We start from the raw sequence: 21,940 nt of genomic DNA on the forward strand, positions 1-21,940 counted from the left end.
CCTGTCGCTCGAAGGGTGGGCCCGGGCATGGGCTGGCTCAATCGGTGTGTGCCGCCGGCCGGCCCTGGCGGGCCTGGAAGCTCGCCATCAGGTCGGCCGTGGGCTCCCTGGGCGGGAGCTGGTCCTCCGGCGCCGGCGTTGGGGCGGCTGCCACCGGACGGGTCCGTTGGGGCAAGGCAGGAAGGGCACGGGACGGTGCTCGCTCCGTGCCCTGGGCGGAGGACACCGAAGCCGCAGGGGAGACCTCCCCAGAGGTGCTGGTCCGCGGCGTGGGGGAAGGCGCGGCGGGGGCGGTGCTGCCTGGAGCAGGAGACGTCGACCAGACGGGCCGGGATGCCACCTCGGGGGACTCCACCAGGATCTTGCTGGGAACAGCGACCACCGCTCGGGTGCCCCCGACGAGGTTCGGCTGCAGGTGGATACGAATGTGGTGGCGGTGGCCCTGGAGCGCGGCCACCAGAAGGCCGGTCTGGCCCTCGCGGAGACGGGCCAGGGGGTTTTCCAGATCGGGACGTTCCAAGAGCCGGTTGAGCGTCGCCCGCTTCTCCGCCGACATGATGTCGCCGCGGTCGAGGATCTCGATGACGAGTCCCTCACGGTTCAGGTGGGCGTGGATTTCCACCTTGTCGCTGGAGTAGTCCGTGGCGTTCTGCGTCAGCGCGGCCACGATCTCGGTGACATCGGGAACCGCATACCCGACCACACCCTGGGTCGAGGGCAACTGCCCCAGGCGGGCCCGGTGGTATTCGGGGATCTCGGAGACCGCTCGGCGTAGCAGGTCGCGGATGCCCAGAGCCTTGCTCTTGTGGTTGACAGAGTTGCCGCTCAGGACCAGAAGGCTCTCGGACGCGCGGCGCAGCTGGGCGAAGAGGTGGTCGATGACGTAGAGCTCCTGGAGCAAGTCCGGGTCTTCCACCATCCGTTGGGCGCCCAGCGACCGGTGGAGGCCGCGGGTGACCAGCGTCAGGAGCCGTGGGGCCACCGTCTTGAGGATCTCCGCGAGCTCTGCCTTGGTATCGAACGACTGCTGTGTGCGCACGGCCCCCGTCATCACCGTCTGCCAGGCCTCCGTGAGACTGTGCGCCACCGCCGCCAACGCGTCGTGCCGGAGGTCACCGGTGGGACGCGGCGCCTCGGCCGGGGTGAAGCGGGCCTCCGCCCGGCCCTGCGTGACCTCCTCCAGCGCCCACTGCAGATGCTGGCGCCCCTGGGCCGTTACCCGAAGCACCTCCTCGAGCGCGCGTACCGCCGTATCGCGTTCGCTCACCAGGGCTGCCACCGTCTCTGCATGCCGGGCACGGGCGAGCCGTTCGCGTTCGGATTGTGCACGTTCCGCCTTCCGGCTGCGCAGAACGGCCCAGCCGATCTGGCCGCCCACCGCACAACCCGCCACAGCAACGGCGAGCGCTGGCGGCACGACGTTCAGCGACTCCGCACCCCACGCCGCGGCCACCGCTGCCGCACTCACGCTTCCACCGACCACGGACTGCGAGAACGGGACCGCAGCGTCGTGGTGCTGGATCCCGGAGCCGGACAGGTCGGGGGCCTTGTGTTCAGACATGGATTTCCTCAAGAGATGTATGACGGGTAGGGGAGCACCGGACCGAGCGGGCGCCGGGCAAAGGGCAGCCAGCCCGGTCGGCTGCCGCCGGCGGGGCGGGGCTCGTACAGGGCGGACGGGCGCTCGGTGTCGCCGACGAGTACGCCGCGAACCCACCGGTCCGCCGCTTGCCTCTCCCCGCCATCAGCGGGACCGGGCGGCCCGTCACCTGTCACCCTCCTGAGCCTGCGCCAGGTCGATGACCGTGAAGGAGAGCAGCGCGGACGAGCCGGGAGGCCGCGACCCAGTGCAGCTCGGGATGCCCGTAGGGGATGGGCGTGTTGGGGGTTCCAATGCCTCAAACCCGTCAGTGGTGAGGATGTAGGGCGTTCCGATGACGCCGCACATGCGGGCTCTCTGCGCCCGCACGGGGACATACCCGTGCTCAACAAGCTCGGGGTTGCTCTTCGCGGCAGCGGCCGCGTGCTGCCGGCAGACTGGCGGCTGGTCGGTGTGGATGCCGGCGCTGGTAGCGCTGGGCATACCGTTCTCCTTGCTCACCGGGAACAGAAGGCCTTCGGGTGTCCGCGCGGCCTGCCCGCAGTCCTGGCACTTGAGCTTGAGCATGTCCTCGCGCTGCCCGAGTGACTGGGAGGTGCGCGTCCACAGGACGTCGTGCATGTCCCGGTTCTCGGGCTCTTCGTCCCAGTAGCCAAGGCACATGACACCGGAGTCGGAGCGGGTGAACGCCGTGCGAAGTGGCAGATGGGCGTGGGCGGCTGCTTCCTCCCCCTCTCGTACGGTGACGTAGGGGACAGCGCGCTCGTGGACCGTGTTCACGCGGCCGCTCCCGTCATCCCAGCGGGACGGCACGGAGCCACGAGGCTGCCGTCGGGCAGCAGCTTGCCGGTGTCCTCGAAGAGCAGGACGCCGTTGCAGAGCAGGCTCCAGCCCTGTTCCGGGTGGCTCGCGGTAGGGAGCGCGGCATCCAGGTCGGAGGAATCAGCGGATGGGCACGGGGTCTCGTGCGGACACATCACAATGACCTATCTCAAGGGTCGGGGGCAGGGAGGCGCGTCGGGCCGGGCGTTGCAGAAGAGGGTGTGGCCGGCCGCCGCTCACCGCAGGCAGTGGCGGCGGCAGGGGCGCCTCCCGCGTGCGCCGGGCTACGGGAGCGCCGCTTCCTCCCGCGGTCGCCTCGGTTGCGTCCGTGCGGGGGACACGGCGTTCACGAGGTCAGAGGAAGCCCAGTCTGTGAAGGCTCATAGCCGCGCAGGAGGACTCAGGCTGTGGCCCGCCTCAACATCGGCCACACGTACGGCCTGGAGGAGCACCCCGCCCAGGCGAGCCAGGTTCTGCGTCCTTACGGCGGCTCGGCGCCGCTTGTGAAGCACCCGCTCCGTGAGCCGCCGGTGTCCTCACCGAGCGTTGTCTGCACGCGCCGGCGCAGATCCCACTCCCGCGGCATCCGTTCGACCGCGGTGTGCAGCACGTCGCTCAGGAGCGACGCGTACCCGGGGATTCCCTCGATGACCCCCAGCCTGAACGCCAGAACTGGCAGGTCGTCAACGCTGCGGAGGCCCAATACCAGAGCCTGCTCGACGAGCTGTCGCGGGGGCGCCGTTTCTACGCCCGGGTGGTTGTGTGTGCCGCTGTGATCAGACATGGCATACCACCCGTGGTCCGGCCCCCGCCGTTTGACGGGTGGTGTGCCGCAACTGGGTGCGCGTCAGGCCCAGGCTGTCGTACAGGCGCTGCGGATCGGTGGTCGCATAGACCCGGGGCTCGGGCGGCAAAACCCAGAACCGGCGGCCCACGCAGACGGATTCGGGGCCCTGAAGGGAGCAGTGCAGCATACGCCCGCGGCCATAATCAGAGTGCGGCGCACTCCACCAGGACGCCGTACCCGATACGACCGGCACAAGCAGCCGTTTATGAAGTGTGCAGCACAGTAGTGGTCCGACGGGCTCCCCGATATCGATCATCGCGTCGATGCTGGCCATACCGAGACCCCAGCCGACCCGGACCATATCCGTCTCGCGCGGCACCAGATCAGGCAGCGGTGTCTCTCCGCCGCTGAGCCGCCAGCAATGGCGGCTGCTCATAAGGGGAATCATCAGCTCTCCGGTCAGGAAACAGGACAGTGGATCCGAAAGTTGGGCCCCGGCAGGGAGTCCGACCCACCCGCCGGGCGGGCGGGGCCGTGCGGTGTGGCCGCCGCCCATACCTGACTGGGCGGCGGCCTATCGGCCGCTGCACACCTCGCCCGCATGCAAGGGGTGCGGCGGCACAGGCCCCTTCGATCGGTCACCGCATGGACGACGCGTGGCCGGGCACGTCGTCGGCGGGATCGAAGGGGGTTGGGCCGTCCGGTTGCTCCCCCACAGAGCACGGACGGGACGCCGGCAGGCGCCACCTCCCTCGTCGTAGCTGGTCTCGGCATCTGCCCGCGTGTGGACGGTCCGACGACCCCGAAGGGAGGCCCCAAGCCGGGGATCACCTGTGTGCGGGCGGGCTGTGCCCTGCGGCGATGACGGCGACGTAGACCCGCGGCCGCCTCGCGAAATAGGCGCAGGCGAGCGGTACTTGACGGGTCAGGACAGCCACGTGCGCACCTCCTCCTCCACGGTCACGAAGCGGTACTGCAACTGGCGGGTGACCAGGTGCGGACGAGTCGCCGCCTGCAGGACGCCCGTGAGTTTGCGGAAGTCATAACCGACAGATGCCGGAAACCGGCCCACCAGCAAGGCCATCTGGGCATAGGTCTTGCCCTGGATGACCAAGGGGAGCAGCCGGGCGTGCTGCTGAGTAAGGCGGATATCACCCGTCTCCGCGGGAGGTTCCGGAAGGACCTCGAATGCGTAAGCGGCACCGACGGTAGGAAGCTCCTTGCGTACACCCAACTTCCGCCCGGCCAGGTACAGATAAGCGCGCAGAGTCTGTGGCCTGAGTATGCAGTCTCGCGCAGCCTGGCGTGCGGTCAGGCCGTCGGCCGCCCACTGCAGTACGCGTACTTCCATCTCGGTTACGCCAAGGGGCGAAGTAGCAGTGGTCATCGCTGGGCACCCCCGCGCACAGCGGAAGACTGGCGGCACACCTGGATGAACCGGCTTTCATCGAGGGCGACCAACCGTTGCATGGGCTGCGGCCGGAGCGGCCCCAAGCGCCTTATCCACCGGAGAACGACGGCCACCAGAGCGGCGGCGAGCACAGAGACCCGGTGACGCGAACCCCGCTCGACGCGTGCTGGGTTCGAACTCTGGCCTCCGGTAGACCAGCACCGACGGAGCCAGGGAACCGAGGCCGCCGCCTCCCTCTCGATCTCCGCGCGGTCAGGAACGCATTCGACTACGTCAGGTAGGGCAGGTGGCGCATCCGGCGTTCGTACCGCCTCGGCAGTCGCTGGCCTCGGCCGCAGCAGTTCCTCCACGACCGCCTGGACACGCAATGCAAGGGCACGGAGGTACACCCGCGATGGCATGAAGCCCTCCGGCAATTCATCCCCAGCCAGGGCCCGGGCCTCATCGAGAGCCTCGGCCAGGGGCCTGGCAGGGCTGTCGAGTGCCGGGCCGAGCTGCGCAAGGTGGCCCCGCAGCCGGAGCACCAGGTCGCGGACGTCCTGATCGGTCTCGGGGACCGGGGATCCCTCGTCCAGGACGAGGGATACGGTCTCCTGCATCGCCACCACGAACGAGCGTCCGACGGCAGGAGTGGAAGTAGCGCGCTCCCGGAGAGCAGCGCCGGTTGGTCCGTCAAGGGTGTGCGCAGGGACAGGCACCGCTGCCACCCTGGTCTTCCGGGTCAGCCGCCCGGCTTTCGCTATCGCCATGAAGGGTCGTACCACGTCATGATCTCCCGACGGCGTAGAAGCAGGCCCATATGGTCTTGCCGTCGTCTTTGATGCCCCAGACGTCGCAGAAGGCATCAACGAGGTACAGGCCTCGGCCGTGCACGTCATCGGCACCAGCAGGTCCCGGGTGCATCGCCGGGGCGGTTGTGCTCTGGTCGGTGACCTCGATGCGCAGACCCGTGTGTTCCGGCCGCATCGTCACGTGGACGGGCCCTTCGCCGTGCACGACGGCGTTCGTCACCAGGTCGGACAGAACGAGCACCGCGTCCCCCGCCAGCCAAGCGGGCACCGCCCACTTCCACATCTGCTCAGCGAGATCGTGCCGTATCTCCGCAACGCGAGCGGGCTCCGGAGCGATGGTGCGATGAAAGCTGTCCGTCGGCTGTGACATCGGCTTCATACCTTCAGCAACGACGGCTGGGACGGGACTCATCGGGTACCTCCCGGGTGGGCGGTGTGGGGGAGTGCGGTGTCGCTGGCGCGCATGACGGATCTCGCACCATTGGGCAGGCGTGGGCTCTGCTGACCGGACCAGCGCCGCTTTCAAGGATTCCGTGTCCTGCGTGGCACGGATGCGCCATGGGAGTGCCATTTCGCTGCCATTTGAGACGGGTGACAGGCGACTTGCTTTGGCGAGCCGCACGTGTCAGCGAGGCGAACCGAGGCTGCCAACCGGCATCTGAGGCAGACCTGCTCGTCAGTTCGAGGAGACGCCGCTATGCGCAGGCGTGTGGCCCGCGCATAGCGGACTCCGACGCAACTGTTGCTGCGCTGCCCTCAGGTGGTGCACGTTCATCGGTGCATCTCCTCGCCTGCCGCCGGATGAGCAGCACTGCTGCCCAGGCTGGGACCCGTGGATGAGGTCGTTGATCCTCCTTGCCCTGTTGGGACTGGAGGAGTGTGCCCTGGGCGTGCCAAGAGTGTGACGGACTCGGGGATTCGCAGATATCGCTGTAGCGATATCAATGTCCGCATAGCCTGTTACCAACAGTATGCAGAGGAACTCAGTACGGCGGTGCTGCCATGAAGACGCCTGTCCGCGCGTGCGCGAAGTGCGGATCCCGGCTGAGTCAGTACAACCCTGACCCAGTCTGTGGAGTCTGCTCGCGCATCCCCTCCGACCTCAGGGTCCCGGATCGTGCCTGGCGTGATGAATGCGTCCAACAGGCCCTTGCGGGCTGGGATTTCGGCGAGCTGCTGCGCCTGCTGCGTCGTCGCTCGGGTCTTACACAGGTAAACGTGAGAGCGCTGACGGGGCTCACGCAGTCGCACATCTCGGACCTTGAGAACGGGCGAAAGCAGATCAGCGGACGTGACGCGATCATCGATCTGCTGAACGGCCTGGGGCTGCCTGCGGACCTTCGAATTCTGCTCTTGACACCGTTCAACGAACGTGCCCAGGGTCTCACTTCGGGCACCCTCGACCCTGCGATGCCGTGGACCGCGACTCGTATGGTGACGTCACTTGAAGTGGCAGTCGGAGGCCCCATGAAACGTCGAAGCGTACTGACCGCCGTAAGCGGCGCGGCTATCAGCCAGTACATCCTGCAATCGGCCATCGCCCCAACGGAGGCGCTGGCTACAGAACTACATGATGGGACTCCGCTCACACCGCCGCTGCTCGCCTCCTTGCAGGCCACGACGGATGAACTGCGTCAGCTTGACGCGAGCAGCGGCAGCGGCAAGCTCGCCCACACTGCGAAGCAGCACCTGCGGGTGCTGCTGGGACTGCTCAAGACCGGTACCTATAACGAGAGCCTGGGGCGCCATCTCGCTGCGGTGACCGCCGACACGGCCATCCAGACCGGCTGGTACACATTCGATGGTGGACAACACGCTGCGGCCTCTGAGCTCTTCCTCGGGGCCCTACGTGCAGCGCACGCCTCTGGGGACTCCAGGCTTCGTGCGGGCGCGCTGTCCTTCATCGCCATCCACGGCTATTCGGTCGGCGATCCCCGAGATGCGGTCACTGCCGCCAGGACAGCCCGCCAGAGCATCCGCGATCAGGATGCGCCGGCGCTCCACGCCATGCTCTTGACGAGGCAGGCAAGGGGTCATGCACGGCTTCGCGAAGAACGGCATGCGCTGACGGCTCTCGAAGAAGCTGAGGAACTGTGTGCGCGCGGCAGCGGTGAAGACGACCCTCACTGGCTGTACTGGATGAACCGCGGCGAGATCCTCGGCCAGCGCGCCAGTTGCTACCTGGAGCTCGGCCGCCCGGCGGAGGCGGCACAGGCCTTCGCTACCGCCCGGGGCGTGCTGAGTCGGGAGGAAGTCCGCACGCGAGCGCAGTTCCTGTCCCGCGCAGCGACCGCACAGATGCGTGCAGGGGACGCGGATGCGGGCTGCCTCACCGGACAAGAGGTACTTTCGCTGGTGGACGGCATCCGCTCAGCCCGCCTCGATGAACATCTGCAGGTGATGCTGCTGGAGGCCCAGCAGCATCGCAACGCAGGCCCCGTCAAGCCCCTCCTCGAACAAGGCGAGGCAGTCCTGAGGCAAAGGGCCCTGACATGATCTTGGTGCTCTGGGACATTGACCGAACGTTGTTGTACGTCGGGGACACCGATCGCCTGGTGTACCGTGAGGTGTTCCGCGAAGTGATCGGACGCGACGCCGAACGGCTGCCAGAACGAGGAACCGGCATGACAATGCCGATGGCGGTCCGGGAACTCCTCGCCGCGAACGACGTCCCCGACGCAGAGGCTGACCAGCTCGCTCGGCAAGTCATCGACCGTCTGCCTGGCCGTCTGAAGCGACACGGCGAACGAATGCACCGCAGCGGCCAGCTCATGCCCGGAGCGGTGGCCGCTCTGGCCGCGGTGCGTCAGGCAGAAGCCCTCGTGCCGACGGTCCTAACCGGAAATCTAAAGGCCAGTGCCGAGATCAAACTCTCTGCCTTCTCCCTGCTGCAGTACGTGGACACGGCTGTCGGCGGCTTCGCTTCAGACAATTCCTACCGACCTGCACTGGTCGCAGTTGCCCAACGGCGAAGCGCACGCGCGTACGGGCATCGGTTCGACCCTGGAAATACCGTGATCATCGGCGACTCGCTGCAAGACGTCCGCACCGGCCGAGAAGGCGGTGCCAAGGTCATCGGTGTCGCCTCGGGAACAACCTCCGCTCAGCAGCTCGCCGAGGCAGGAGCTGATCATGTGATGCCTGGCCTCACGGACGTGGAAAGCCTCCTGGAGACGATCTACGACCTCGGGAAGGACAGATCCTCGTAGGGCGTGCAACGCCGAACCCATGCTCAGACATCACGTTGCCCCTAACGCCTCCGGCTGCAGCAGCGCAGGTGCCCCCTGGACGGTAGCTCTGACCATCTTGAGCCACCTCTCCAGGCAGGGCGGACTTGGCAACGGCAGTGAAATGGCACCTCTATGGCGCACCTGCGCCACGCCGGATAGACCAAGGTGGAATTCGGCCCTGGTGAGCACCTACCGTCCAGCCGGTTCGGGCAGGAAGGTCGTAGCGGTGTACACCTGGAACGACGGGGAGAGCACCGGATCATGACCTCATCCACTGAATGCCCGAGATTTCTCGCACCGGGACTCACGGCACAGCCGCTGGCCGTCGGCTGCCGGGCCATCGGAGGACTATCCGTACAAGACGGAGTGCCGGTGAGGTGCAGCACCAGCTCAGATGATGTTGCTCTCGAGGGGTTACGCACCGCGGTGTCTACAGGAGCGAACCTGTTCGACACCGCTGACTCTTTCGGTCTCGGGCATTCCGAGCGGCTGTTGGGGCGCCTCGTCGCGGAGGTAGGACGCAGTTCGGTCCTCTTGTCTAGCAAGGCCGGCCAGGTGCGGGGCACTGCCCCGCACCCCTACGCCGGTCCGTCGCTGCGGCACCGGCTCGAGCAGACCCTGGACAACCTCGACACCGAGTACGTTGACCTGTACTCACTGCACACCCTGGACTTCGGACGGGAGGACCGCTACCTGCATGTCGCGATCGAGCAGCTGCGAGCCTTCCGTGATGTCGGCTGCGTGCGTGCGATCGGTATGCCCGGACCACCCTCCCCCGAGGGGGCGGGTGGTCCGGGCAACGCGGCAGTCTCTGACAGGCAAGCCCGATTCCGCCAGATTTTCGGCCTGCTGCGCCCCGACGTGCTGTGGACGAGCTGCAGCCCGTTGGCGGAGCCGCCGCATGTTGCGGGGGAGCCGCTCGCAGCGTTCGCTGCCCGGCACGGTATCGCGCTGCTGCTGACGGAGCCGCTGGCTCAGGGGCTGATCACGGGAAAGTACACGCCAAAGTGCCGTCCGCGTTTCGCACCCGGTGACCAACGTCGAAGCAGCCCGCTCTTTGGCACGTCAGCTCTGCGCGTCATCGACGAGGAACTCGCGGCACTGCGCGCACGGTTCGGGCCAGGACCCGATGACATGGCCAGAGTTGCCCTGGGTTTCGCCCTGCAGCAGGGCGACCACACCGTAGTCGCAGCAGGGTTTTCATCGCCATGTCAGGTCGCGGTGAACCACTCCCTTGGTCCCATCCTGACCGCGCAGGAGATGGCGTGCGTGGCCGGGGCCTACGGCAGAATTCGCCGTCGGCTGCATGAAGTGATCCACGGCCAGGGGCGCCGGCGGCTCCCTTCAGGCGACGCCTTGCAGGGGCACGGAGTGAAGGACATCCCACCGGTAGGTTCTGGCCGCGCGCCGTAGCTCGACCAGCTCCACGCTCTCCACCCGCAAGGAGATGGGGTGGCGCTTCCGCAGGGCCGCCACTGACCGGATCAAGGGGGCGGCTGGCTGTTCCTTGGGGCAGTAGAGGATGCCGAGATGGGGGCGGAAGAGGCTCGTTGGCCTTCCCTGGGAGGGGATCGCCGCGGTGTGGACGGCCTCGCCGAGGGCGGCGTGGAGCTCGACGAGCGGGGACCACGGCGTCACGCTGAAGCGGACAGCTCCTGGGGAGCCGGCCATGGGGTGCGCTTGGATGGCGAAGGGCGCGCCGGCCAGACGGGCGGCCTGGCGGGCCAGCTCGTCCACTCCGCGGGGGGTGATGTCGTGCGGGGAGCCGATTCTGTTCATGGTGAGGTGCAGGCCGTCCTCGGGGACGGGGTCCAGCTGGTGCGACGCCAGATGCTCCTGGCAGAAGAGGGCTTCCTCGATGAGGCTGGTCGCGGTAGGAAACGTGAGCATCCAGTACAGGGTGCGGTTCTTTGCGCCCCACCCGGGCCGCGCCCAGTGGTCAGTCATCCGCTCGATGCCGCGAAACGCCTCCCAGTCCGCTGCCAGGACGGAGCCGATGTCGTTCATGTCCAGCGGCGGGGCGGGCGGGAAGGCACGGCTGTCCGGGACCAGCGGGGCGGTCACGCATCTCTCCTTGCTCAGGGTGCGTTGGCGCTCACCAGCTCTGGGGGCGGGATGCGCTCCAGAGCGACGAGTTCCTCCGCATACTCGCGGACCGGACGTTCCGTGCGCCATCTGTCGGCCCGCGCGAGCAGTTCGCCAGCCCGCTGACGCACCGACTCGATCGGCCTGGCGTTGCCGGCCCGCACGGCAGCCTGCCCCAGGGAGATGGCGCGCTCCACGTCTGGCCGCGGTTGTTGCAGCAGGGCCGTTGCGACGTCGAGGCCCACGAGTGCTTTGGTCCATTGTGAATCCGAACCGGAGACCAGCCCCTCGATCTCTCCGGCGTACTGCAGCACCTGTTTGACGTCACCGGCTGACAGATGCGCCGTGATGGCGTTGGCGAGGGTGCGCGCGTAGCTGTAGGGCGCAAATGAAATGCAGGAGGTGATGCCCTGGGGTAGATGCGGCTGTCGCTCGCTCAGGCTCAAGGACCGGGCGACAGCGTGACCGGCACCCTTGCTGTCACCGAGACGCGCCAGTGCCCGCGCCTGACCGTTGGCCAGCAGACGGATCGCGTGCGGGCTCCGCGGGCCCAGGGCAATGCCCGCCTCAGCGGCTTGGTTGGAGAGCTGGTATTCGCCCATGTAGTAGAAGTTCAGCGCCCGTGTTCCCTGGACCCACATGCGCGACGGCGTATCTCCAGCCGCGATGGCAAGGGAGTCGGCCTCCGTGCAGTACCGCTCCGCGAGCTGGTGCTGTCCCGCGTTGACGGCCATGTAGGCGAGGAGCCCTGATGTCTTGGACGCCACGACCAAGTGGTCGGCCTGGGGGCGGGGGGCGGCCGCCATCATCGTGTGGAGGACTCTGCGCAGCAGGAGTGTCTCTCCGGCCAGTTGGTGTGGCCCCTGTGACTCGTATCGGTCCACGATGCTGTCGATGGTCTCCGCAGCCACACGTTGCATGCCGCTGCTGAAGCTCTCGCCCAGAGCTGCGCCAGGGGACGCCAGACCGCGAGATGCACCGGCACCGGTGTGTGCCGTGTGCGGGTCTGCGCCGGTTGGGGGGCGGCCCATGAGCGTGGCCACAGGAACACCGAAGATGTATTCCAGGATGCGTGCCGCATCTGGACGCGGTGGTCCGGCAATGTCACCGCTCAACCAATGAACGAACGTACGCCGTTTCACATCAACGCGAGCTAGCCGAGGGTCGCCGTCCAGCCGCGCGAGGTCTTCTCGTGAGCGCTTCCAGACGCTCGCGAACGCGGGGTAGCTCCAGTTGCGCTGACGAACCACGACGCTGAAGTAGGTGCCCTCCTTCGGCGCCGCCATCAGGTGCTCCACCGGCAGGCCGAAGAGATGCTCCAGTACGCGAGCGGCCGTGCGGCGCGGTCCCGCGGCGACCTCGCCGTTCATCCACCGTTGGAAGGTGCGCTTGGAGAGCGGAAGATGGGCAAGCTGCGGTTCCCGGTCCTGGCGCGCCAGGTCCTCGCAGGCGTTCCTCCACTGGAGGGCGAAAGCCGTCCAAGTCCAGTTGCGCCTTTGCACTTCTAACCGGAAGTTCGTCGTTCTGGGTTGCTGGGTCATCGCCACTTCGGCTTTCTCAACGGTGTGCTCGTTCGGTCCGGGCCTGGCGCGCAAGTAGGAAGAGATCCGCACGGTCAGCTCAGGACACAAGGGAACATGGACGGTCGCTGGTCAGGCCGCCGTCGGGTAGCTGCGCTCTACTTGTGGGCACCGTTGCGGAGAGACCGTGGCCTCCAGAACAGTCAGCACTGTGTGATCGCGGGACTGTCCCTCAGGCGGACCACCACAGGTCAGGGGCGACGGGTGCTCAGCACAAGGCCGGCCTTGGTCTCTGCCCATGAACCGGCGAGCCTGGGGAGCTTGGAACGCGCCGAATCCAGCAAGACACTGCTCGGGCACCTGTCGGCCCGGTGGGCGTCTTCCGTCAGCCGAGCCCGTAGGCGGAGGCAATGAAACGTGGCCTGTCGGTAGAGCATCTGGAACCTTCCTGGGGGTGAAGGCATGCCGCATGTGCAGTGTGAGCTGGCCCACACCCAACTATGCTGCCCACACAGACAAGTTGGCAAGTGGCACTCTGTTACTAACAGACTGTTCACGCGTCGAGAGCCGTGGCAGACTGCAGCACCGCCAGTGGTTCGACGGGGAGAGGGCCTCATGTGACCGAAGCGAAGTCGTCCCCGACCGTCCTGCAGATTGTTCTCGGTCGGCGGCTGGCCGCCCTACGAAACGCCGCAGGCCTCACCGCGGCCCAGGCTGCCGATGAACTACGCGTCACCCTGCCCACGATCACGAGGATGGAAAAAGCCGAGACCTCACTGAAATTCGCCAACGTCAAAACGCTCCTGGAGATCTACGGTGTCGGCCGGGCAGAGACCGAAGAGTTCCTTTCCTTGGTCGGCGAGGCTGCAACACCGGGCTGGTGGCAGAGCTTTCGCGACGTGCTGCCGAACTGGTTTGGTGTGCACGTCTCACTGGAGAACGCCGCCACCCACATTCGCACCTACGAGCCGGCCGTCGCCCCCGGCCTGCTGCAAACACCCGACTACGCCCGCGCCGTACTGGAACGCGGTCTGCCTCACGTACCCGCCGACGTCCTCGAACGGCGCGTACATCTGCGCACCAAACGCCAAGAACTCCTCACCCGCGAAGACCCCTCCCCTCCCCAACTGTGGGCGGTCATCGACGAGACGGTCCTTCGACGCCCCGCGGGCAGCCCGGACGTGATGCGCGGACAGATCGACCGCCTCATCGAGATGGCCGAACTGCCCAACGTCGCCTTGCAGGTTTGCCCCTTCGCTGCAGGACTGCACCCCGGCGCCTTCGGGCCTTTCACCATCTTCCGCTTCGAACAGCCAGAGCTGCCCGACATCGTCTGCACCGACAGTCTGAGCCGCGCCTCCTACGGCGAGGCAAAGGATGAAGTCGCCCTGTTTCGCGAAGCCCTGGCTGAAACAAGCGTATACGCAATGACAAAGAAGGATACCAAGGAATTCCTTGGTGACATCCGCAAGGAGCTGTACCAATGAGTCATGTCCCCAACGCCGCCTCTGACCTTGGAACAGGGGAATGGGTGAAACCCTGGAGCGGTACCAACGGTGGCAACTGCATCGAGGCGAAGAGGCTCGAGGACGGCCGAGTGGCCCTGCGCCAGTCGACGGCTCCTGAGGGACCAGCCCTCATCTACACAGCAGCCGAAATCAAAGCCTTTATATTGGGGGCCAAGTCCGGTCAGGCGGACTTCCTCCTCCTCTGACGCGCACCTGTGTCTGACCGGTCGTATGCACAACAACGCGCAGAGGAGCACAAACGAGCAATGAACTTAAAGCCAATCGACACCAGCCGCCCCCACTCGGCCCGCATGTACGACTATTACCTGGACGGCAAGGACAGCTACCCCATCGACGAGCAGGCCGCTGAGCACGTCATCTCCCTCGTCCCGGAAATCCGGACGGTCGCACGGGCCAACCGGAGCTTCATGCAACGAGCTTCACGACTCCTGGCCTCCCGCGGCATCGACCAGTTCCTGGACATCGGTACGGGCATTCCGACCGAGCCCAACCTGCACCAGGTCGTACAAAGCGTGAACCGTAGTGCTCGGATCGTCTACGTCGACCACGACCCCATCGTTCTGCGGCATGCCGAGGCCCTCTTGCGCAGCACGCCCGAAGGCCAGACTCGATACGTCGAAGCGGACGTCATGGAGCCAGAGGCGATCATTGACGCGGCCCGCGAGACCCTCGACCTTGGAAAACCGGTAGCGCTGTCGCTGGTCGCCCTTTTGCACTTCGTCCCGGACGACAAGAAGCCCTACGAGATTGTGCGCGAACTGGTGGGGGCACTCGCCCCCGGAAGCTACCTCACGCTCTCCCACGTCACAGGGGACTTCAACCCCCAGGGCTGGGCGAAGGCAGTGGACATCTACCGGAAAAGCGGAGTGCCGGCTCAAGTGCGCTCGCGTGATGAGTTCACCGCCTTCTTCGAAGGACTGATCCTCACCGAGCCAGGTGTCGAGACCGTCACACAATGGCGGCCAGAGTCCGACCATGGGCACGATGACGACCAGGTAGCCCTCTATGTCGGAGTCGCACGGAAGCCGTAGGCGCCGCCCGGCCCGGGCGCCGCGGGTGCGCCGAGCCGGTCATGAGGGGGCCGCGGGTGCGCCGAGCCGGTCATGAGGGGGCCGCGCCGTTCGACGAATCCGATATCGGCGCCCCACCCTGGCTCGATGGAGGTGCCTTCGCGGGCGCCGACCGCCGCGTACTTCCAGTGCAGTGTGTCCGTCCCCGTGCACGTGGTGACGACGCGCCGGACCCTGAGGAAGGACGCCCGGGAGTCCTTCAGTTCGGCGAGGTTCCGGAGCAGTCGGGGATGGACACCGCGGACATCAGCTGGCCGGTGACCGCCGATGGAGGCCAGGAGAAGTGCGGGCCGGGGGCCTCGATGACGGATGACTCCGCAAGATGCTGCCTGCGAAGGAGGAGTGGCCGAAGACGTCTCGTGATGTTCGCCGGGTCCCTACAGTCGCGCGGGTGAGTTACGTGAGCCTGCTGCGGCAGCGTCCGGTCCTGGTTCTGTGGCTCGCCGAGACGCTGCCCGTCTTCGGTGACCGCTTCTTCACCCTCGCGCTGGCGTGGACGGCGTGGCAGAGATCCGGTGCGGTGGCCATGGGCCTAGTCGTGGTGGTCGAGTCGGTGCCGCACCTGCTGATCGGGGCGTTCGGCCGGAAGCTGATCGCGCGCTTCGCCGCCTTCAGGGCCCTCGCTGCGGTGGAGGCCGTGCAGGTGGTCATCGTGGGCGCGATGCCGTGGCTGTGGCAGTCGCTCGGCCTGACGGGCGTGCTGGTCGTCATCATCCTGATCGGGACGTGTGACGCACTGACCGGGCCGAGCCTGTCGACGCTGGTGCCGGGGATGGTGGCCAAGGACCAGGTACGGCAGGTGAGCGGGCTGATGGATATCTCCAACCGGCTCACCTGGTTCCTGGGCCCCGGATCGGCCGCGGTGCTGCTGGCGTTCATGCCCGCCGAGAAGCTGTTCCTGCTAGACGCCGCGACCTTCGCGGTCTCCGCAGTGGCGTTCGCCTGGCTCGGCCGCCACATGGCGCCCCAGCCCGAGAGGGCGGAAAAGACCCCGGACGGGGACGCGGGCCCGGGCGTCGAAGGGGAGGCGCCCCGGGCCTTCGCAGTACTGCGAGCCCATCCGCGGATCGGATGCGCGCTCGCGCTCAGTGGCGTGGGGGAGTCCTTCTCCACCGTGCTCACCATCGGCATCCCGATCTGGCTGACCAGCCAGGTGCACGCCGGCGCCGGGGCGTATGCGGTGGTGCTGTCATCGATGGGCATCGGCGCGGTGGTCGGCAACCTGTTGACCGGGAACGTGTCCCTGCCGGGCCGGTTCCCGGACGGATACTGCCTGGCGTAGACGGCGCGGGGACTTCTGCTGGCCGCGTTCGCCTTCAGCGGCAGCCTCTACGAGGTGGCGGTCATCGCCGCGACCGTCAGCGCGCTGGTGCCGCTGACCTCGATCAGCCAATGCGGAGATCGGGTTGCTGCCGGGGCCGGAGCGGCTGCGGTTGTTCACCGCCGATTCCGTCAAGCTGCACGTGGCCAGCATGAGCAGCATGCTGCTGCTTCCCGTGCTGCTGGAGCGCGCGCCGCGGGCGTCCTTCGCGACGGGCGGCGTGCTCACCGCCGTCTCTAGGTTGGTGGCATGGATTGTGTCCAGGGCTGTGGCCCGGCGGTCGACGGCGGTGGAATACGGGCTCGCTTGATGCTCTCGCCGTTCAACTTCGTTGGAGTAGTGGGCATCGGGTAATCGGGCGCCGGTGCTCAGGGTGGGGTTGTCCGCTCCGCGGCTCTGCCCCGAGAGGTGCGCGGATCCCTGCCACGAGGCTGCTGTACTACGGGCGGGTAGCGGCTCCCTTCTGGCTTGGGTGCGGCAGGGTTCCGCTGGCTAGACATGCAGGATGACGTCTACAGGAGGGGCGGCTGAGGGGAGGCCGAACAGGTGGCGGCATCCGTCGACTCCTTCGGCCGGGGTGGCCGGCTGGACACTACGGGCCCAGTCGTGCGCGGTGATGACGGCGTCGTGGACTTCTACGAGGCGGCCGTCGGCGGTGAGGCGGCGGACGCCGTTGGGGGTGTAGCCGAGTTTCTCGGAGACGCGGCGCGAGGCCGCGTTGTCGGCGAAGGCGCAGGATGTGACGCGCTCGGCATCGAGGTGGTCGAAGGCGAGGTGGAGGGCGGCGAATCGCATCTGGGTGCCGAATCCGCGGCCTTGGTAGCGGCGGCCGAGCCAGAAGCCGGTGCGGGCCTCGCGGGTGATACGGAAGCTGCGGGCGGAAAGGTTCTGCTGACCGATCGGCTTGCCCTCGTGGAAGACGGCGAGCAGGAGGCGCCAGTTGTCCTCGCGCCAGTCGCCGCGCGCCCACCAGTGGTTCTGTACGACGTTGCGCGCCGTCTCCTCAGGGCTGCCGGAGGCCCAGGGTTGAGGGAAGTACACAGCCCCGGGCGGGAGGACGCCGTCGGCGGCGACCTGGGCGAGGACGTCGAGCTGGTCGTCGTCCGGGATACGCAGGACCAGGTCGGGAGTGGTGAGGATGAGCTGGGTCAGCGGCCAGTGGCGCATCGGTGTCCTCCAGAGGGGCGGGTCACAAATCCGTCGATCCCGAACACGTTGCCGAATGGATCTTGTAGTTGCGCGATGCGGCGGCCGGATCCGTCACCGACGTCGAGGGGGCCGCGGTGGTGGCTGCAGCCTGCGTCGAGGAGGTGCTGACGTACGGCGTCGATGTCGTCGACCGCCCAGTAGGGCACGGGGCTGGCGCCGCGCTTGTTGCGCTTCTCGTCGAGCGGGTGGAAGCCGAACTCGATGCCCGCGACGTTGAGCCAGGCGTAGACGTCGCCGTTCGTCTCGTTGACGTCGCGGTGGACTTCGGCATCAAGCACCTTGCCCCACCAGGTCGCTGACGCGTCCGGGTCCTCCGCGAAGATCATGATGGAGCGGATGCCGTTGAACACGAGGGTCTCCATGGGCTATTGGTCGACGCCGTGCAGGGAGGCGAGACCAGTAGCGTCGGCGAACGCGCGCAGCGCGCTGACGAGACCGGCGTCGCTCCACTGGGCGCCGAGGCGGTTGGTGTGACGACGGTACGTGTGGCGGACCGACTGCGGAGACAACGCGCGGCTCTCGCTCTGGCTGAGGTGGGCGAGGGTGATCAGGTCGGGCAGACCGGTCAGGTCAGGGCGCAGGGTCTCCGTGTCGATGAGGGCGAGACGGCCGTCGTCGCGACGCCGGGCGTGGTCGGCCTTGAGGTCGAGGTGGCCCAGCGGCACGTGGTCGTCGCCGTGCGCATCCGCAGTGAGCCGAACCAGGCGCCGCCACGCGGCCGGTTCGCGTAGCCATGCCGGAGTGGAGGAATTGGCCGCGACGTCCAGTCGCCACCGGTTCATGGCCTCGGCGGTGGCCGGACTCCAGCGGGAGGGGGCGGTGTGGATCGCCGCGACCGTGGCGATCAGTTCGTCGAATCCGTCCTCGGTGGTGATGTCCGCGTCTTCGTCGAGGAAGTCGACGACCAAGGTCAAGGTGGCGTCGCTCGCACTGTGCAGGTTCGGCAGAACCCCTTCGCCATGCAGGAGTTGATAGGCGAGGACTTCGCCGAGGTAGGCGGCCTCGTCACCGTGGCGTTTGAGGAGCTGGCGGGGCGGGGCACCGAGGGCGAAGGCCGCCGTGCGGTAGCGGGCGGTCAGGCAGCGCACCGGTCCAGGGGCGGCCGGGTGATGGCGGTAGATCAGCGAGCGGGCCTGCGCCTCGGCGTGCACGGGGTCGGTGGTGAGCGGGGTGGCGAGCCACCCGTCGGGCCGCATGCGGGCGGCGCCGGCGAGTGGCCCGGCCGTGGTGGTGGTCATCCCGTCGCCGCCTGGGTGTAGCCGAGGGCGGTCAGGCTGTGTTCGTAGCAGCGGGCGGCCAGGTCGGGGCGCTGGTGCTCGCCGAGCGCCGCGAACAGGGCGTAGACCGGGGAATCGAGAGGCTCGCCGATGTGCCAGCCCTGATACGAGCCACCGACGACGTCCCAGATCTGGGCGCGGCCCTCGAAGACCGCGAGCAGATCCTGGTAGAAGATTTCGATGCCGAACGGGAAGGCTGCCATGGCCTCCTCGCGGCCGGTGGACTCCACCAGCTCGAAGGCGGGGCCGGTGATGTTCCAGGCGTACGACTCGATGCCGTTCTTGCTTCCGGGCGGATCGAGCAGCCGCAGTACGGCCCGCTGTGAGCCGACCGGCCCCTGGAGGTAGTCGTGGATGCCGGAGGCCAGCGCCCCGGTGCGGGTGGCAATGAAGTCGCGGGCCAGTCGGGGAAGTTCGTCGGCGAGCCGGGCCCGCGCGGCCTCCCAGGTCTCCGGCGCCAGGGGCGGGGTGATCGGGGTGGGCGCTACGTCCTTCGGGGTTGCGAGGAAGTCGCGCTGTTTGGCCAGGGCGCTCGCCTCACTCCCGGCGTCGATGCGGACCCACTCGGCGCCGGAGCTGGAGAGCGCGCCGTCGTCGTACGGGACGGTCAGTCGCTCGCCGGGCCGTGGTCCGTGCACACGGAAGAGGTGCTGCAGAGAGTTGGCTGTGGCCGCGAGGGCGGTGTGGTCGGCGTAGAGGAAGGGGCCGTGCGGGCTGCGCGGGGCGGTGAAGCCGTTGCCGCACAGGGCGACATCGCGTACGCCGTCGAGCGGTTTAAGGTAGTCGATCAGCAGGCCGTTGAGGATCTCGATGCCGGTCTTGCGGTTGCGCGGGCCGTCCATGCCGGGCAGCAGGTTGTTGTCCGCGCCGAGCGCACCATAGGGCACGGTCTGGGCGTTGTTGGACACGATGGCGAGCCGGGGCGCTTTGAGTCGGCCGTCGGTGAGCTGCTCGATGTAGAGATCGGAGACATCGGCGTCGACGCCGATGAACACGTCATGGTCGGTGGTGCCGGCGCGGCGGACGAGTGGCTGGGCGACCCGCTGCTCCCAGAACAGGGTGCGGGCACCGGCCGGGAAGAGGGTGATCTCGATGTCGCCGATGGTGAGCGGGGTCGTGTGGTCGAGGCGTACCACGGTGAAGCCGAGGACCTCGATGGCGTCGGTGACGGCGGCCGGGGTGGTCATGCCGGTGTAGACCGGGACGGCCTTCGGCAACAGGTCGAGGGAGGGCAGGTGGAAGTGGTCCAGGTGCTCATGGCTGAGGATCACCGCGTCCGGCAGCGGCATCGTCTCGGTGTCGACGGTCCGCGGCGGCCAGATCGGGAACTCGAGGCTGCCAGCGCCGAAGGCTTCGGCGAGTATCGGATCGAGCAGTACCGTGGAGAGGCCATCGGTGATGTGCCACGTCTGGTGTCCCAGGAACGTGAACTCCAGTCCGGCGGGAGCGGCCATGGTGCTTCTCCTCTACATAGTCGTGAACGACGGGCAGAAAACAGCCGGGGGCGATACCAGCGCCCCCGGCCGCGTTTCCATCAGCAGCGGCACCTCACCGGTGGTACGTAGTCGGCGCATGGCTGGTGGCACCGGTCGCGGCGAACGCCTTCACCCGGCGCTGAAGCACCTGCACCGCCTCAACGGACACCTTCGGCGTCTTGGCCTTCTTCGGGTGGCTCATCGCGTACCTCCTCTCATCACTGAGCCCCGCCTTGGGAATAGCGAGGAACTTCTTGCAGTACAGCTCAACTGTTCGACGCCGCCCAGAAGCTGGGCGTAGTCCCGGTGTAGTCCCGCACGCACGCGCAGTACGCTGACCGTCACGCAGGATGATGGGATAGCTCCGTGGACGACTTGATCCGTCACCCCCTCACCCATGCCCGTATCGAACGCGGCTGGACCCAGCCCGACCTCGCCCGACAGATCCGGCGTGCCGCGCTGCGCCGCGGATTCCGCTCCGGCGTGGAGAGACAACGGATCTGGAAGTGGGAAAACGGTCGGGCCATCCCTGACGACGACTCCCAGCTGCTCCTCGCCGACGTGTTCGAGATCGACCAGGGCGCCATCACTGCTCTGGGCTGGCCTCACTGGTTGCCGGGCCGGGACAGCTCCATACCTCTGAGCCCCCACAGCACCGTTCCTGCTCTACGAGAGGCTCTGCGAAGCTCTATGGACCGCCGCACGTTCCTGACGTACAGCTCCGCCGCGTTAGTCGCCATCGCCCACCAGTGGGCTGCCACCGAACCGCAGGCCGTCGCCAGCGCGCTGGACGGCCAGGCCGTCGACGCCGAACTCGTCGACCTCCTTGAAGCCACCGGCCAGAAGCTCACCACCCTCGTCACCGAGCAGCGCCAGCACACCCGCACGCTCCTGGACGCCCACCTGGCGACCGTCACCGACCTGATCGAGGCCGGCAACTACACCGAGCCCGTCGGCAGGCGGCTGCACACCCTGGCGGCGCGGCTGTCGCAGACCGTCGGCTGGCACCGCTTCGATCAGGGCAAACACGCCGCCGCTGGCCGCTTCTGGCACGGCGCCCTTCACAGCGCCCACGCCTCCGGCGACCGCGACCTTGGAGCGGGCGTCATGTCCGATCTCGCGTACCAGGCCACCTGGTTGAAGGAACCCAAGACAGCCGCCGAAATCCTGGAAAGCGCCGTGACCCGCACTGAGCATCCAGCGGCCCGCTCCCTGCTGCACCTGCGCCTCGCCCGCGCGCGGGCTGCGCTCGGGGAAGCGCAAGCCTGCCGCAGCTCCCTGAGCGCAGCCGAGCGGGAACTTGCCCGGACTGCCGGAGAAGCCCCCGCATGGTGCTCGTGGATGTCGCCGGCCGACTTGCTGGTCGACAGCGGGCAGTGCCTGCTCGATCTCGGCCAACCTGAACGGGCTCACCAGCTCATCGGAGAAGGGATGGCACTGCTCCCCGGCGCCCGCGACAAGATCCGGGCGGTCTTCCTCACCTACGAAGCGGGCAGCTTCCTCAAGGCGGGGGAAGCCGACCAAGCTGCGGCCGCCGCATCCCAGTCCCTCACCCTTTCCAGCAAGATCGGCGCTCCCCGGTGCGTCTCCCTGGTGCGTGAACTCACGCCCGGCTTTGAGAAGTACGCAGGGACTGGCGACGTGGACGATCTCTTGGAACGAGTAAGAGCGAGCTGACCAAAACCGCCTAGTACTGCAACGGTGCTTGTTCTGAGTGTTGGGCAGTTGTCATGGGCTGTGCCCGCGTCGTTTGTAGTGACTGATGCGGGCTTGGTGTTGTCGTCTGCGGCGCCATGTCGACCAGTGCAGGATG

At 67.5% G+C, this 21,940-nt stretch carries 24 protein-coding genes; 9 read left to right on the forward strand and 15 right to left on the reverse strand.

The window, feature by feature from the left end:
* Positions 1 to 37: 37 nt before the first annotated feature.
* From ACFVYR_RS35985 to ACFVYR_RS36020, 8 genes are all read right to left on the reverse strand, one after another.
* Positions 38 to 1,561, reverse strand: a complete 1,524-nt coding sequence (locus ACFVYR_RS35985) for a hypothetical protein (protein WP_384261971.1) — start codon at positions 1,559 to 1,561, stop codon at positions 38 to 40.
* Positions 1,562 to 1,765: 204 nt separating this feature from the next.
* Positions 1,766 to 2,380 carry a hypothetical protein gene (locus ACFVYR_RS35990; RefSeq protein ID WP_384261973.1) on the reverse strand — a complete coding sequence of 205 codons (615 nt, stop codon included), beginning with the start codon at positions 2,378 to 2,380 and terminating at the stop codon, positions 1,766 to 1,768.
* Entirely contained in the window at positions 2,377 to 2,577 is a 201-nt protein-coding gene (locus ACFVYR_RS35995; protein ID WP_384261975.1) for a DUF5999 family protein, read from the reverse strand. Before ACFVYR_RS35995 ends, ACFVYR_RS35990 begins: the two co-directional genes overlap by 4 nt.
* Positions 2,578 to 2,903: 326 nt before the next feature.
* Positions 2,904 to 3,206, reverse strand: a complete 303-nt coding sequence (locus ACFVYR_RS36000; RefSeq protein ID WP_384261977.1) for a hypothetical protein — start codon at positions 3,204 to 3,206, stop codon at positions 2,904 to 2,906.
* Positions 3,199 to 3,645, reverse strand: a complete 447-nt coding sequence (locus tag ACFVYR_RS36005; protein WP_384261980.1) for a hypothetical protein — start codon at positions 3,643 to 3,645, stop codon at positions 3,199 to 3,201. Before ACFVYR_RS36005 ends, ACFVYR_RS36000 begins: the two co-directional genes overlap by 8 nt.
* 489 nt (positions 3,646 to 4,134) lie before the next feature.
* Positions 4,135 to 4,560, reverse strand: a complete 426-nt coding sequence (locus ACFVYR_RS36010) for a hypothetical protein (RefSeq protein ID WP_384261983.1) — start codon at positions 4,558 to 4,560, stop codon at positions 4,135 to 4,137.
* A 32-nt stretch (positions 4,561 to 4,592) separates the two neighbouring features.
* Complete coding sequence (locus ACFVYR_RS36015; RefSeq protein WP_384261986.1) at positions 4,593 to 5,498, reverse strand: DUF6415 family natural product biosynthesis protein; 906 nt, start codon at positions 5,496 to 5,498, stop codon at positions 4,593 to 4,595.
* Positions 5,386 to 5,982, reverse strand: coding sequence for an ATP-binding protein (locus ACFVYR_RS36020; RefSeq protein ID WP_384262035.1), 597 nt, complete (start codon positions 5,980 to 5,982; stop codon positions 5,386 to 5,388). The genes ACFVYR_RS36015 and ACFVYR_RS36020 overlap by 113 nt, the downstream gene beginning before the upstream one ends.
* Before the next feature lie 431 nt (positions 5,983 to 6,413).
* Between ACFVYR_RS36020 and ACFVYR_RS36025 the strand changes: the two genes are divergently transcribed.
* From ACFVYR_RS36025 to ACFVYR_RS36035, 3 genes are all read left to right on the forward strand, one after another.
* On the forward strand, positions 6,414 to 7,907 hold the full coding sequence (locus ACFVYR_RS36025) for a helix-turn-helix domain-containing protein (RefSeq protein ID WP_384261989.1): 1,494 nt from the start codon (positions 6,414 to 6,416) through the stop codon (positions 7,905 to 7,907).
* Entirely contained in the window at positions 7,904 to 8,620 is a 717-nt protein-coding gene (locus tag ACFVYR_RS36030; RefSeq protein WP_384261992.1) for an HAD family hydrolase, read from the forward strand. Before ACFVYR_RS36025 ends, ACFVYR_RS36030 begins: the two co-directional genes overlap by 4 nt.
* Positions 8,621 to 8,902: 282 nt before the next feature.
* Positions 8,903 to 10,054: an aldo/keto reductase gene (locus tag ACFVYR_RS36035; RefSeq protein WP_384261995.1), complete on the forward strand. Its 1,152-nt coding sequence runs from the start codon at positions 8,903 to 8,905 to the stop codon at positions 10,052 to 10,054.
* Here ACFVYR_RS36035 and ACFVYR_RS36040 read toward each other — a convergent pair.
* Both ACFVYR_RS36040 and ACFVYR_RS36045 read right to left on the reverse strand, forming a co-directional pair.
* Positions 9,986 to 10,705, reverse strand: a complete 720-nt coding sequence (locus ACFVYR_RS36040; protein ID WP_384261998.1) for a 2'-5' RNA ligase family protein — start codon at positions 10,703 to 10,705, stop codon at positions 9,986 to 9,988. The genes ACFVYR_RS36035 and ACFVYR_RS36040 overlap by 69 nt on opposite strands.
* A gap of 14 nt (positions 10,706 to 10,719) precedes the next feature.
* Positions 10,720 to 12,273 carry a hypothetical protein gene (locus ACFVYR_RS36045; RefSeq protein WP_384262001.1) on the reverse strand — a complete coding sequence of 518 codons (1,554 nt, stop codon included), beginning with the start codon at positions 12,271 to 12,273 and terminating at the stop codon, positions 10,720 to 10,722.
* Positions 12,274 to 12,863: 590 nt separating this feature from the next.
* On the opposite strand from ACFVYR_RS36045, the gene ACFVYR_RS36050 reads away from it, so the two are divergent.
* From ACFVYR_RS36050 to ACFVYR_RS36070, 5 genes are all read left to right on the forward strand, one after another.
* Positions 12,864 to 13,733, forward strand: a complete 870-nt coding sequence (locus ACFVYR_RS36050; RefSeq protein ID WP_384262004.1) for a DUF5753 domain-containing protein — start codon at positions 12,864 to 12,866, stop codon at positions 13,731 to 13,733.
* The gene (locus tag ACFVYR_RS36055; protein WP_384262006.1) at positions 13,730 to 13,960 is read left to right on the forward strand and encodes a DUF397 domain-containing protein; all 231 of its coding nucleotides are present in this window, start codon (positions 13,730 to 13,732) and stop codon (positions 13,958 to 13,960) included. Before ACFVYR_RS36050 ends, ACFVYR_RS36055 begins: the two co-directional genes overlap by 4 nt.
* Positions 13,961 to 14,020: 60 nt before the next feature.
* The gene (locus ACFVYR_RS36060) at positions 14,021 to 14,806 is read left to right on the forward strand and encodes an SAM-dependent methyltransferase (RefSeq protein ID WP_384262009.1); all 786 of its coding nucleotides are present in this window, start codon (positions 14,021 to 14,023) and stop codon (positions 14,804 to 14,806) included.
* A 430-nt stretch (positions 14,807 to 15,236) separates the two neighbouring features.
* A complete protein-coding gene (locus tag ACFVYR_RS36065) occupies positions 15,237 to 16,127 on the forward strand; it encodes an MFS transporter (RefSeq protein WP_384262012.1) in 891 nt (296 codons plus the stop codon).
* 124 nt (positions 16,128 to 16,251) lie between these two features.
* The gene (locus ACFVYR_RS36070; protein WP_384262015.1) at positions 16,252 to 16,476 is read left to right on the forward strand and encodes a hypothetical protein; all 225 of its coding nucleotides are present in this window, start codon (positions 16,252 to 16,254) and stop codon (positions 16,474 to 16,476) included.
* 182 nt (positions 16,477 to 16,658) lie between these two features.
* Here ACFVYR_RS36070 and ACFVYR_RS36075 read toward each other — a convergent pair whose 3' ends face one another.
* From ACFVYR_RS36075 to ACFVYR_RS36095, 5 genes are all read right to left on the reverse strand, one after another.
* Complete coding sequence (locus ACFVYR_RS36075; RefSeq protein ID WP_384262018.1) at positions 16,659 to 17,333, reverse strand: GNAT family N-acetyltransferase; 675 nt, start codon at positions 17,331 to 17,333, stop codon at positions 16,659 to 16,661.
* Positions 17,315 to 17,737: a VOC family protein gene (locus tag ACFVYR_RS36080; RefSeq protein WP_384262021.1), complete on the reverse strand. Its 423-nt coding sequence runs from the start codon at positions 17,735 to 17,737 to the stop codon at positions 17,315 to 17,317. The genes ACFVYR_RS36075 and ACFVYR_RS36080 overlap by 19 nt, the downstream gene beginning before the upstream one ends.
* A 3-nt stretch (positions 17,738 to 17,740) precedes the next feature.
* A complete protein-coding gene (locus ACFVYR_RS36085) occupies positions 17,741 to 18,613 on the reverse strand; it encodes a hypothetical protein (RefSeq protein WP_384262024.1) in 873 nt (290 codons plus the stop codon).
* Positions 18,610 to 20,106 (reverse strand): MBL fold metallo-hydrolase, encoded by a 1,497-nt coding sequence (locus ACFVYR_RS36090; RefSeq protein ID WP_384262026.1) that lies wholly within the window; start codon positions 20,104 to 20,106, stop codon positions 18,610 to 18,612. Before ACFVYR_RS36090 ends, ACFVYR_RS36085 begins: the two co-directional genes overlap by 4 nt.
* Positions 20,107 to 20,200: 94 nt before the next feature.
* Positions 20,201 to 20,329 (reverse strand): hypothetical protein, encoded by a 129-nt coding sequence (locus ACFVYR_RS36095; protein WP_384262029.1) that lies wholly within the window; start codon positions 20,327 to 20,329, stop codon positions 20,201 to 20,203.
* Positions 20,330 to 20,493: 164 nt separating this feature from the next.
* Between ACFVYR_RS36095 and ACFVYR_RS36100 the strand changes: the two genes are divergently transcribed.
* Positions 20,494 to 21,804: a helix-turn-helix transcriptional regulator gene (locus tag ACFVYR_RS36100; RefSeq protein WP_384262032.1), complete on the forward strand. Its 1,311-nt coding sequence runs from the start codon at positions 20,494 to 20,496 to the stop codon at positions 21,802 to 21,804.
* Positions 21,805 to 21,940 lie beyond the last annotated feature (136 nt).

This window comes from Streptomyces sp. NPDC058284 (genome assembly GCF_042881135.1).
Classification (GTDB): Bacteria; Actinomycetota; Actinomycetes; order Streptomycetales; family Streptomycetaceae; genus Streptomyces.

Coding starts and splice junctions, on each gene's coding strand:
- ACFVYR_RS35985 (WP_384261971.1), bottom strand. CDS start 1,561: ATGTCTGAACACAAGGCCCCCGACCTGTCCGGCTCCGGGATCCAGCAC.
- ACFVYR_RS35995 (WP_384261975.1), bottom strand. CDS start 2,577: ATGTGTCCGCACGAGACCCCGTGCCCATCCGCTGATTCCTCCGACCTG.
- ACFVYR_RS36000 (WP_384261977.1), bottom strand. CDS start 3,206: ATGTCTGATCACAGCGGCACACACAACCACCCGGGCGTAGAAACGGCG.
- ACFVYR_RS36005 (WP_384261980.1), bottom strand. CDS start 3,645: ATGAGCAGCCGCCATTGCTGGCGGCTCAGCGGCGGAGAGACACCGCTG.
- ACFVYR_RS36010 (WP_384261983.1), bottom strand. CDS start 4,560: ATGGAAGTACGCGTACTGCAGTGGGCGGCCGACGGCCTGACCGCACGC.
- ACFVYR_RS36015 (WP_384261986.1), bottom strand. CDS start 5,498: ATGACGTGCACGGCCGAGGCCTGTACCTCGTTGATGCCTTCTGCGACG.
- ACFVYR_RS36020 (WP_384262035.1), bottom strand. CDS start 5,982: ATGGCACTCCCATGGCGCATCCGTGCCACGCAGGACACGGAATCCTTG.
- ACFVYR_RS36025 (WP_384261989.1), top strand. CDS start 6,414: ATGAAGACGCCTGTCCGCGCGTGCGCGAAGTGCGGATCCCGGCTGAGT.
- ACFVYR_RS36030 (WP_384261992.1), top strand. CDS start 7,904: ATGATCTTGGTGCTCTGGGACATTGACCGAACGTTGTTGTACGTCGGG.
- ACFVYR_RS36035 (WP_384261995.1), top strand. CDS start 8,903: ATGACCTCATCCACTGAATGCCCGAGATTTCTCGCACCGGGACTCACG.
- ACFVYR_RS36055 (WP_384262006.1), top strand. CDS start 13,730: ATGAGTCATGTCCCCAACGCCGCCTCTGACCTTGGAACAGGGGAATGG.
- ACFVYR_RS36060 (WP_384262009.1), top strand. CDS start 14,021: ATGAACTTAAAGCCAATCGACACCAGCCGCCCCCACTCGGCCCGCATG.
- ACFVYR_RS36075 (WP_384262018.1), bottom strand. CDS start 17,333: ATGCGCCACTGGCCGCTGACCCAGCTCATCCTCACCACTCCCGACCTG.
- ACFVYR_RS36080 (WP_384262021.1), bottom strand. CDS start 17,737: ATGGAGACCCTCGTGTTCAACGGCATCCGCTCCATCATGATCTTCGCG.
- ACFVYR_RS36085 (WP_384262024.1), bottom strand. CDS start 18,613: ATGACCACCACCACGGCCGGGCCACTCGCCGGCGCCGCCCGCATGCGG.
- ACFVYR_RS36090 (WP_384262026.1), bottom strand. CDS start 20,106: ATGGCCGCTCCCGCCGGACTGGAGTTCACGTTCCTGGGACACCAGACG.
- ACFVYR_RS36095 (WP_384262029.1), bottom strand. CDS start 20,329: ATGAGCCACCCGAAGAAGGCCAAGACGCCGAAGGTGTCCGTTGAGGCG.